This is a genomic window from Actinocrinis sp. (assembly GCF_035946395.1).
GTDB lineage: Bacteria > Actinomycetota > Actinomycetes > Streptomycetales > Catenulisporaceae > Actinocrinis.
Map to the genome: position 1 here is coordinate 1 of NZ_DASYZI010000120.1, position 9,250 is coordinate 9,250.

Annotated in this window: 9 protein-coding genes and 2 pseudogenes; 8 read left to right on the top strand and 3 right to left on the bottom strand. The window is 70.5% G+C overall.

Going from position 1 to position 9,250, the window contains the following annotated elements:
- The 4 genes and pseudogenes from kgd to VGS97_RS07760 all read left to right on the top strand — a co-directional run.
- Positions 1–1,086, top strand: a pseudogene (gene kgd, locus VGS97_RS07745) (multifunctional oxoglutarate decarboxylase/oxoglutarate dehydrogenase thiamine pyrophosphate-binding subunit/dihydrolipoyllysine-residue succinyltransferase subunit); the annotation flags it as partial.
- A gap of 129 nt (positions 1,087–1,215) precedes the next feature.
- A complete protein-coding gene (locus VGS97_RS07750; RefSeq protein WP_326852573.1) occupies positions 1,216–1,428 on the top strand; it encodes a DUF6104 family protein in 213 nt (70 codons plus the stop codon).
- A gap of 105 nt (positions 1,429–1,533) precedes the next feature.
- Positions 1,534–2,547 (top strand): DUF4097 family beta strand repeat-containing protein, encoded by a 1,014-nt coding sequence (locus tag VGS97_RS07755; protein ID WP_326852574.1) that lies wholly within the window; start codon positions 1,534–1,536, stop codon positions 2,545–2,547.
- Positions 2,544–3,665 carry a PadR family transcriptional regulator gene (locus VGS97_RS07760; protein ID WP_326852575.1) on the top strand — a complete coding sequence of 374 codons (1,122 nt, stop codon included), beginning with the start codon at positions 2,544–2,546 and terminating at the stop codon, positions 3,663–3,665. The genes VGS97_RS07755 and VGS97_RS07760 overlap by 4 nt, the downstream gene beginning before the upstream one ends.
- A gap of 107 nt (positions 3,666–3,772) precedes the next feature.
- Here the strand turns inward: VGS97_RS07760 and VGS97_RS07765 are convergent, their stop codons facing one another.
- Together VGS97_RS07765 and VGS97_RS07770 are read right to left on the bottom strand one after the other, a co-directional pair.
- Complete coding sequence (locus VGS97_RS07765; RefSeq protein WP_326852576.1) at positions 3,773–4,732, bottom strand: zinc-binding dehydrogenase; 960 nt, start codon at positions 4,730–4,732, stop codon at positions 3,773–3,775.
- 51 nt (positions 4,733–4,783) lie between these two features.
- Positions 4,784–5,986 carry an NADP-dependent malic enzyme gene (locus VGS97_RS07770; RefSeq protein ID WP_326852577.1) on the bottom strand — a complete coding sequence of 401 codons (1,203 nt, stop codon included), beginning with the start codon at positions 5,984–5,986 and terminating at the stop codon, positions 4,784–4,786.
- A gap of 511 nt (positions 5,987–6,497) precedes the next feature.
- Here VGS97_RS07770 and VGS97_RS07775 point away from each other — a divergent pair.
- Positions 6,498–7,088 carry a CGNR zinc finger domain-containing protein gene (locus VGS97_RS07775; RefSeq protein WP_326852578.1) on the top strand — a complete coding sequence of 197 codons (591 nt, stop codon included), beginning with the start codon at positions 6,498–6,500 and terminating at the stop codon, positions 7,086–7,088.
- A 268-nt stretch (positions 7,089–7,356) separates the two neighbouring features.
- On the opposite strand, the gene sodX is transcribed toward VGS97_RS07775, so the two are convergent.
- Positions 7,357–7,689: a nickel-type superoxide dismutase maturation protease gene (gene sodX / locus VGS97_RS07780; protein WP_326852579.1), complete on the bottom strand. Its 333-nt coding sequence runs from the start codon at positions 7,687–7,689 to the stop codon at positions 7,357–7,359.
- A gap of 96 nt (positions 7,690–7,785) precedes the next feature.
- Here sodX and sodN point away from each other — a divergent pair, with 96 nt between their 5' ends.
- The 3 genes and pseudogenes from sodN to VGS97_RS07795 form a co-directional block, all read left to right on the top strand.
- On the top strand, positions 7,786–8,196 hold the full coding sequence (sodN, locus tag VGS97_RS07785; RefSeq protein ID WP_349262033.1) for a superoxide dismutase, Ni: 411 nt from the start codon (positions 7,786–7,788) through the stop codon (positions 8,194–8,196).
- Between the two features lie 303 nt (positions 8,197–8,499).
- A complete protein-coding gene (locus tag VGS97_RS07790; RefSeq protein ID WP_326852581.1) occupies positions 8,500–8,898 on the top strand; it encodes an anti-sigma regulatory factor in 399 nt (132 codons plus the stop codon).
- Positions 8,895–9,250: pseudogene (locus VGS97_RS07795) on the top strand (hypothetical protein); the annotation flags it as partial. The gene VGS97_RS07790 and the pseudogene VGS97_RS07795, both read left to right, overlap by 4 nt.

Below are 9,250 nucleotides of genomic sequence, written 5' to 3' on the forward strand. Positions count from 1 at the left end.
ATCCCGCAGTTGCAGCGCCGCGCGCAGATGGTCACCGACGGCACGATCGACTGGGCGATGGGCGAGACGCTGGCGTTCGGCTCGCTGCTGATGGACGGCGTGCCGGTCCGGCTGGCCGGCCAGGACTCGCGGCGCGGCACCTTCGTGCAGCGGCACCACGTGATCGTGGACCGCTACTCGGCGAACGAGTACACGCCGCTGTCCTACCTCTCGGAGAACCAGGCCACGTACACGGTCTACGACTCGATGCTCTCCGAGTTCGCCGCGATGGGCTTCGAGTACGGCTACTCGGTGGCCCGGCCCGACGCGCTGGTGCTGTGGGAGGCGCAGTTCGGCGACTTCGGCAACGGCGCGCAGACCATCGTGGACGAGTTCATCTCCTCCGGCGAGCAGAAGTGGGGCCAGCACTCCGGTGTGGTGCTGCTGCTGCCGCACGGCTACGAGGGCCAGGGCCCCGACCACTCCTCCGCGCGGATCGAGCGGTACCTCCAGCTGTGCGCGCAGAACAACATGACCGTCGCCGTGCCGTCGCTGCCCTCCTCGTACTTCCACCTGCTGCGCTGGCAGGCGCACAACCCGGCGCACAAGCCGCTGGTGGTCTTCACGCCCAAGTCGATGCTGCGCCTGAAGGCCGCGGTCTCGGCGATCGAGGAGTTCACCCACGGCGAGTTCCGCCCGGTGATCGGCGACTTCGCACTGAGCCGGAACGGAGCCGGGCTGACGTCCGGCGTCCGGCGGATCCTGGTCTGCTCCGGCAAGATCTACTGGGACCTGGTGGCCCACCGGAACAAGCAGGGCATCACCGACACCGCGATCGTCAGGGCCGAGCGGCTCTACCCGCTGCCGGCGGCCGAGCTGCTCCAGCAGATCGCCGACTACCCCGCGGCGGCTGAGGTGCGCTGGGTGCAGGAGGAGCCGGCCAACCAGGGCGCCTGGCCGTTCATCGCGCTGAACCTGCCCGCCGAGCTCGGTGGCCGCCCGCTGACCTGCGTCTCCCGCCCGGCCTCGTCCTCGCCGGCGGTCGGCTCGGCCAAGCGGCACGAGGTCGAGCAGCACCGGGTCGTCGAGGAGGCCTTCGCCGACTGACGCGGCGACCGGCGGCTTGACCGGCCAAAGCATTCGAACGACCAGGGCGCGGCCCGATCCGTTTCGGACCGGGCCGCGCCCTGGTCGTGTACGGAACTGAACTCAAGTCACGGAAACGGAGCACCGCCGGTGTACTTCACCGACCGCGGCATCGAAGAGCTCGAAGACCGGCGCGGCGAGGAGCAGGTCACGCTGGCCTGGCTCGCCGAGCGGCTGCGCGAGTTCGTCGACCTCAACCCCGAGTTCGAAACCCCGGTCGAGCGGCTGGCCACCTGGCTGGCCAGGCTCGACGCCGAGGATGCGGACGCGCACGACGTGCAGGATTCGGGGTACCCCGGCTGACCTGCCGCTACGCGAGTCGGCTTGACTTCCTACGGACGCGATATATCGTGGATTTCAGGAGACACGATACATCGCGTTGTAGCAAGGTCGCGGGAGGCCGAGCAGATGCCAGAGAGCTGGACATTGCAACAGTCCGACAAGGTCGCGCTCGGCGCGGGCGTGCGGTCGCTGCGCCTGGTCGCATTGGCCGGCCGGGTCAACCTGATCGGCACGGACGGACCGGCCACCTTGGAGGTCTCCAGGATCTCCGGGCCGCCGCTGTATGTCGAGCGCTCGGACGACGGGGCGCTGGTGGTGCGGCACGGCGAGTACGGCAAACCGCCGCAGCTGCTCCGGTGGCTGCTCGGCGGCGGAAGGACCGAGGTGGACCTCTCGCTGGCGCTGCCCCCGGACGCGGTGCTGGACGTGAAGGTGCTCTCCGGGCCGGTCGTGGTGTCGAACTTCCACGAGGGGGTCTCCGTCAAGGGTGCGACCGGTGAAGTCACCCTGGCGGGCGTGCACGGCTCGGCGCGCGTCACCACCGTCTCCGGCGCGATCACCGCGGAGCAGGTGACCGGCGATCTGACGGTGAAGGCGGTATCCGGCGCGATCACGGTGATGGCAGGGGCGGGCGGCGCGATCGACCTGACCGCGGTGTCCGGCGCGATCTCGGTGGATCTGGAGGACCCGGTGCCCTCCACGGTCAAGTTGCAGTGCGTCTCCGGCGCGATGACCGTCCGGCTGCCGCACGACCCGGACATGAGCGTGGACCTCGGCACGGGGAACGGACGGGCCGTCAGCGCCTTTCCGCAGGTGCGGGCGAGCGGCACGCGCGGCTCGCAGAAGCTGGCCGGCACGATCGGCGGCGGGCGGGCCACGCTGGTCGGCAAGACGCTCTCCGGCGCGGTGACGCTGCTGCGGCGCAGCGCCGACGCCGACGAGGATCCCTGGGACCTGATGTTCGACGACGTGCCACCGGACCGGACGCCGACCACCCCGGCGCCCCAGGACCGGGCGACACAGGACCGGGCACCCCAGGATCAGATCCCTGAGAATCAGATCACCGACGCCGGCGGGACGGCCCCGGACGGAAACGGCGCAACCCCTGACAACGGCGAGAACAGCGAGGACGCGCGATGACTCCGGTCTTCGGCCACGGCCGGCTCCGGCTCTACCTGCTCAAGCTGCTGGACGAGAGTCCGCGGCACGGCTACGAGATCATCCAGCAGCTGCGCGAGCGCTTTGCGGGGCTCTACGCGCCGAGCGCGGGCACGGTGTATCCGCGCCTGGCCCGGCTTGAGTCCGAGGGCCTGGTGCGGCACGAGACGGACGGCGGCCGCAAGGTCTACCACATCACCGACGAGGGGCGCGCCGAGCTCGCGGCGAAGGCCGGCGAGCTTGAGGCGCTGGAGAGCGAGATCCGCGACTCGGTCAACGACCTGGCCGAGGGCATCCGGGACGAGGTGCGCGAGTCCGCCCGCACGATCCGCGAGGAGCTTGAGGCGGAGGCGCGGGACGCGGCGATGCGTGCCGCGCAGGAGGCGGCGGGCAGGGGAAGTTCCGCCGACTCCGGCGAGGGCGCGGGCGACCGCGCCGAGGAGCCGGCGGGCGCCGCCTCCGGCATGCGGCCGGGCCCGGGGCCGGGCGGCCCGTTCGGCTGGCGCCCGCCGTTCCCCGCCGGGCCGCCGCCGGAGTCGAAGGACTGGAACCGCGAGCAGTGGCGGGACTGGAAGCGCCAGCAGCAGGACCAGTGGCGCGACTGGAAGCGCGACTTCGGCGGCCAGCGCGAGCAGTGGCGGGACTGGCAGCGTGCCTGGAAGGAACAGTGGGCACGCCAGTGGAAGGAACAGTGGGAGGAGCAGTGGGGCGCGCGCCAGCGGCAGTGGGGCGCGCCGCCGTGGGCGTGGCTGTTCGGCGGCGGCTCGCCGTTCTGGGGACAGGAGGAGCCGCACGACGCGCCTGCCGGCAGTGATGAGCGCGGCGGTGAACACGGTGGCGAGCGCGGCGGTGAGCGCGGGAGCGGCGGCGGTTCGCGGCGCGGCTTCGGCTGGGAGGCTTTCGGGCCGCAGCTGCGCGACCTGATCGAGCGGCTGCGCGGTGAGGCAGGGCCGCTGATGGAGGCGGCGCGTTGTCACGGCCCGCTCTCCGAGGCCGAGCTGGGCGAGGCGTGGGAGATCATCGAGCGCACGCTCGCCGAGCTGCGCGACCTGTTCGAGCGCCCCGGCGGCGGATCCGACGAGCCGACCGACAGCTTCTGAGCCTGCCGGACCTGCCGAGCACAGTGCGTGCCGAACAGGACCTGCGCCCCGCCCGAAACCGGCGGGGCGCAGGCGTTTCGGCCCTACGCATCTACACCCCGAAACGATTACACGGTGAAGACGATCTTGCCGACGAGGTCTCCTGCGGCCATTTTGGCGAAGCCCTCCGGTGCCTCGGACAACGGCCGCACCGAGTCGATGACCGGCCGCACTCCGGTGACCTCGCAGAACCGCAGCAGCTGCCCGAGTTCCTCGCGCGAGCCCATAGTGGAGCCGACCACGCGCAGCTGGTGGAAGAAGATCCGGGTGAGCGCGGCGGGCGGGTTCGGTCCCGAGGTGGCTCCGCAGATGACGATCGTGCCCTCTTCGCGCACCGAGGCCACCGAGTGGGCCCACGTTGCGGCGCCGACAGTCTCCATCACCGCGTCCACCCGCTCAGGCAGGCGCGCACCGGATTCGTAGGTGGCGTGCGCACCGAGTTCGAGCGCCCGCGCGCGCTTCGCTTCGGAGCGCGACGTAGCCCAGACGCGGTACCCGGCGGCGCGTGCCAGCACGATGAGCGCACTCGCGACGCCGCCTCCCGCGCCCTGCACCAGAATCGTGTCGCCCGGCCGCGTTCCTGAGCGCGTGAACAGCATCCGATACGCCGTCAGCCACGCGGTCGGCAGGCAGGCAGCCTCCTCGAACGAGAGCGCCGACGGCTTGGGCACCAGATTCCAGCGCGGCACGGCGACCCTCTCGGCGAAGGTGCCATGGTAACGCTCCGTCAGAATCGTCGGCCGCTCGCCGTCCGGGACGCCGCGCCCCGACTCGCCGATCACCGCGTGTACGACGACTTCGTTGCCGTCCTCGTCGACACCTGAGCCGTCGCAGCCCAGAATCATCGGCAGCCGCTCGTCAGGCAGCCCCACGCCGCGCAAGGACCACAGGTCGTGGTGGTTGAGCGCGGCCGCGCGCAGCCGGACCGTGGTCCAGCCCACCGGCACGACCGGCTCGGGCCGCTCGCCGAGTTCCAGACCCTTGAGCGGCTCGTCCTTGTCCGTCGCCGCCGCATATACCGCAAACATGCCGCCCACCTTACCGAGCGGTAACCTCTACGACCACGATCGGGGCGACCGTCACGCGCGCGCCACTCCGGCCTCCCGCGCAGCCTGCGCCACCGCCGCCGTGACGGCCGGCGCGACCCGCGGATCGAACGGCGAGGGGATCACGCACTCCGGCGAGAGCTCGTCCGCGACCACGGCGGCCAGCGCGTCCGCGGCGGCCAGCTTCATCGACTCGGTGATCTGGCTGGCCCGCACCGACAGCGCCCCGGCGAACACCCCGGGAAAGGCCAGCACGTTGTTGACCTGGTTCGGGAAGTCGGAGCGGCCGGTGGCCACCACCGCCGCGTACTTGCGCGCGACGTCTGGGTGGATCTCCGGGTCGGGGTTCGCCATCGCGGCGATGATGCAGTTCTCGGCCATCGTGGCGACCGCGTCCTCCGGCACGTTGCCCGCCGAGACGCCGACGAACACGTCCGCGCCGGCCAGCGCCGACTCCAGGCTGCCGGTCAGACCGGCCTTGTTGGTGAGCGAGGCCAGTTCCCGCTTGATCGGCGTCAGGTCCTCACGGGTGACGTCCACGATGCCCTTGGAGTCCGCCACCGCCACGTCGCCGATCCCGGCTTCGACCAGGATCTTCGCGATCGCGACGCCGGCCGCGCCCGCGCCGGAGATGACCGCGCGCAGGTCGCCGAGCGTGCGGCCGGTCACCTTCGCCGCGTTGCGCAGCGCAGCGAGCAGCACGATCGCGGTGCCGTGCTGGTCGTCGTGGAAGACCGGGATGTCCAGCCGCTCGCGCAGCCGCGCCTCGATCTCGAAGCAGCGCGGCGCGGAGATGTCCTCCAGGTTGATCCCGCCGAAGGCCGGGGCCAGCCGCACCACGGTCTCGACGATCTCGTCGACGCCGGTGCAGTCCAGGCAGATCGGGACCGCGTCGACGCCGCCGAACTGCTTGAACAGCACCGCCTTGCCCTCCATCACGGGGAGGGCGGCCAGCGGGCCGATGTCGCCGAGGCCGAGCACGGCGGTGCCGTCCGTGACCACGGCGACGGTGTTGGACTTCCAGGTGAACTCCGCCGCCAGCTCGGGACGCTCGGCGATCGCGGTGCACACCTCGGCCACACCCGGGGTGTACGCGAGCGAGAGGTCGAACCGGTCGCGCAGCGGCACGGTGGCGCTGATCCCCATCTTGCCGCCCCGGTGCAGCTCGAAGACCGGGGCGTCGAACGGAACGGACGAATCTGACCGCACTGATTCGGACGTGGAAAGCGTGGACATGGAAAGGAGCATCCTTCGGTTGGTTAGGGCGTCCCCGCGGCAACGGCAGAACGCGCGATGCCGTCGAGGCACCACGGGTTGACGGATTTCGGCCGATTCCGCCGGCCGCGTGAGGGTGGGAACACGGCAGGGTCGGCCGGTAACCGTTGGTGTCCGGTCGCTGGGGTAATTCTGGCACCTCGCCGGGGCGGACGGATTGAGGGTGGTGAACCCGTCCCGCGAGGCTCGGCCCGCTGCGGCACCGTCGCGAATCAGTGCCGGTTCGAAGCGCTGAGGAGACATTACGCCCGTGGTCACGCACGGTTCCACCGCAGGATTGCCCTCGATCGCCCCGCCGCGCCCGCGCCGCCACGGCGCCGTGACAGGAGTGTGGGAGAAAACACCGGTGTCGGGAAAACCGCCCTTGCCAAGGCCGTACAGAGGCGTACCGTAACGGCAAGCCAAGTCGCGCAGCGCGTGAATCGCGTACCGTAAGCACGCGGCCACCGAAACCGCGAACCACCCCCGAGCAATGACACGACTGAAGGTCAACGCAGTGGAACTCGCCTCCTATGCGGACCGCGCCGTCCAGCTGGTGAACACGGCCGATCCGTATCGCGACCAGGACCGTCTCACCACGGTCGACGACGCACGGGCACTGCTGTCGAAGCAGGGCGCCTGTGGACGGCTGAACCACGGGGACCTGACGGAACTTCAGGCGCTGCGCCAGCGGCTGCGGATCGTGTTCGACGCGGTGGACGCGGGCAACCCGCAGCAGGCTGTCGCCGTGCTCAACCAGTTGCTGGAGCAGTACCCGATCCGCCCGCAGATCTCCGGGCACGACGACACCGAGTGGCACTTGCACCTGGCCGAAGGCTCCCCCTCGACCGCCGCGGCCTACGGCGCGAAGGCCTGCATGGGGCTGGCCGTCCAGGCGACCGAAGTCGGCATGGACCGGCTCGGCGTGTGCCAGGCGACGCCGTGCCGCGACGTGTTCATCGACACTTCCACCAACCGCTCCCGCCGCTACTGCTCCGAGCGTTGCGCCACCCGAGCGAACGTCGCCGCCTACCGCGCCAGGCGCCGCGAGGCCGCGCTGGCCACGGCAGGCGCGTCCGCCTGAGTGGGTGCGAGCGGTGCGTCTGAATCGGCCCCTCTGGGGCCGTGTCTGAACCGGCGCGCCCGGGTCTGGCGGCCGACGAACCAGCCCCGCCCTCCGCACATCGCCCAGGCGAGCGATATATAGACCGGGACAATTCGGGCTCATCGCCGAGCATTGGCCTTACTCGGCACCGAGAAATACAATTTCCCCGAATTGCCCTTCACTCATTCAGGTGACGTGCGGAGGGCTTGGACTAACGCCGCGTCGGCGATCGGCCCTGCGTCCAGCCCTATGGCCTGCGCGGTAGCCGCCGAGGTGGCCACAACCGTGCCGCCACTCGGCCGAGCACGAGTTCGTCGGGCACGGTACCGAACTGCCGGGAGTCCCCCGGCGCGTAAGGATTGTCCGCCAGCAGCCACCAGCCACCGCCCTCACGCCGCGCGATCCGCTTGAGCAGGACCCGGCCGGGCTCCCGGGGATCGCGCGCGAGCACCGCGTCGCCGGGCCCGATCACGGCGCCGTAGTGAACCAGGATCCTGTCTCCGTCGTAGTACGCGGGCACCATGGACGGGCCGGACACCCGCGCCAGACCCCATGGCAGCAGACCCGTGACAGCGTTCACATCACCCGATGATCCCATGCATCGGCATGATTGTTTGCCGCGGAGTAGGCTCGGACCGGACCGAATTCTTCGAGGACCGAAGGGGAAGCTCTTAAGATGACGCTGCCATCTGTGCGTATCTTCGCTGCCAAGCTGACCGCCTACGCGCACTGCGACCTGCCGTGTGGCGTCTATGACCCGGCACAGGCCCGGATCGAGGCCGAGTCGGTCAAGGCGATCCAGGAGAAGTACCAGGCGAATGAGGACCCGGCGTTCCGCACCCGCGCGATCCAGGTCAAGGAGCAGCGCGCCGAGTTGGTCAAGCACCACCTTGAGGTGCTGTGGGCCGACTACTTCAAGGCCCCGCACTTCGAGAAGTACCCGCAGCTGCACACCCTGTTCAACGACGCGATCAAGGCGGCCGGCGCCGGCGGCGCCAAGGGCTCGACCGACCCGGCCACCGGCCAGGCGCTGCTCGACCTGATCGCCGAGATCGACAAGATCTTCTGGGAGACCAAGGCGGCCTGACCTCCGCCGCTTCGTTTCAGACGGCCGGGCTCCGGGAACAGCGCCGCGGGCTCGGCCGTTTTCCTCTGCGGAGGCGGAGTCCCGGCGCACGTGTGACGTCATCGGACGTATCAGTGTTGCGAGGCGACACCGGTCACACGTTGGAGGTACTTTCTTCTCACAGCAGGGTGCGGACTGCATACGATGCGTGCGGTCGGCGCGGCGCAGACGCCTGGCACGGACGCGGGAGGCACAGTGGACCAGGGTGCGGTTGAACTAGCAAGAGCCGCCACAGGACTCGGTTCGGCAGGAGAGGCGACCGCAGTGGAGGATCGCGACTTCGTCGAGGTGCGTATTCCGGCCGTCGGCGCGTATTTGTCCGTGTTGCGTACTGCCACTGCCGGGCTGGCCGCCCGGCTCGACTTCACGCTGGACGAGATCGAGGACCTGCGGATCGCGGTCGACGAGTCCTGCGCCATGTTGCTCCAGAAGGCGGTCGACGGTACCAGCCTGACCTGCCGGTTCGACCTTGCCGACAGCGCTCTGGCGATCACCGTGTCGGCGCCGACCTCGGACGGGCGGCCGCCGGCCCGCGACACCTTCGCCTGGACGGTGCTGACCGCGCTGGCCGGCGAGGTGGACGCGGTGACCGGCGAGGACGGACGGACCGTCGCGATCACCATGGTGAAGCGGCGCGACGGCCTGGAGAAGACGGCGCAGTGACTACCGCGCAGACCCCGATGACACCAGCCCACCCCGGCGCGGACACCGACGCCATGGAGACCGAGGTGCTGGACGACCAGGGTGTCGACACGCAGGTGCTCGGCACCCAGGTGCTCGACCGTACGGGAACCGACGCCGACGGACTCGGCCCTGAGCGAATCGACACCGCGGGAATCGACGCTGTGGGAATCGACGTCGCAGGAATCGACACCGAGGGGCTCAACGCGGCGCAGATCGATCCGGTGAACGACGAGACCGCGCCGTTCGGCCTGCCGGACGGGGCCGGCGTGCCCGAGCCCGATACCCCGCGCGCGCCACGCCAGGCCGGCCCCCACCAGCCCACGCCGCGCAG

Bases quoted from the DNA above. Each gene is read 5' to 3' on its own strand.
- VGS97_RS07755 (WP_326852574.1), top strand. From the start codon at position 1,534: ATGCCAGAGAGCTGGACATTGCAACAGTCCGACAAGGTCGCGCTCGGC.
- VGS97_RS07760 (WP_326852575.1), top strand. From the start codon at position 2,544: ATGACTCCGGTCTTCGGCCACGGCCGGCTCCGGCTCTACCTGCTCAAG.
- VGS97_RS07765 (WP_326852576.1), bottom strand. From the start codon at position 4,732: ATGTTTGCGGTATATGCGGCGGCGACGGACAAGGACGAGCCGCTCAAG.
- VGS97_RS07770 (WP_326852577.1), bottom strand. From the start codon at position 5,986: ATGTCCACGCTTTCCACGTCCGAATCAGTGCGGTCAGATTCGTCCGTT.
- VGS97_RS07775 (WP_326852578.1), top strand. From the start codon at position 6,498: ATGACACGACTGAAGGTCAACGCAGTGGAACTCGCCTCCTATGCGGAC.
- sodN (WP_349262033.1), top strand. From the start codon at position 7,786: ATGACGCTGCCATCTGTGCGTATCTTCGCTGCCAAGCTGACCGCCTAC.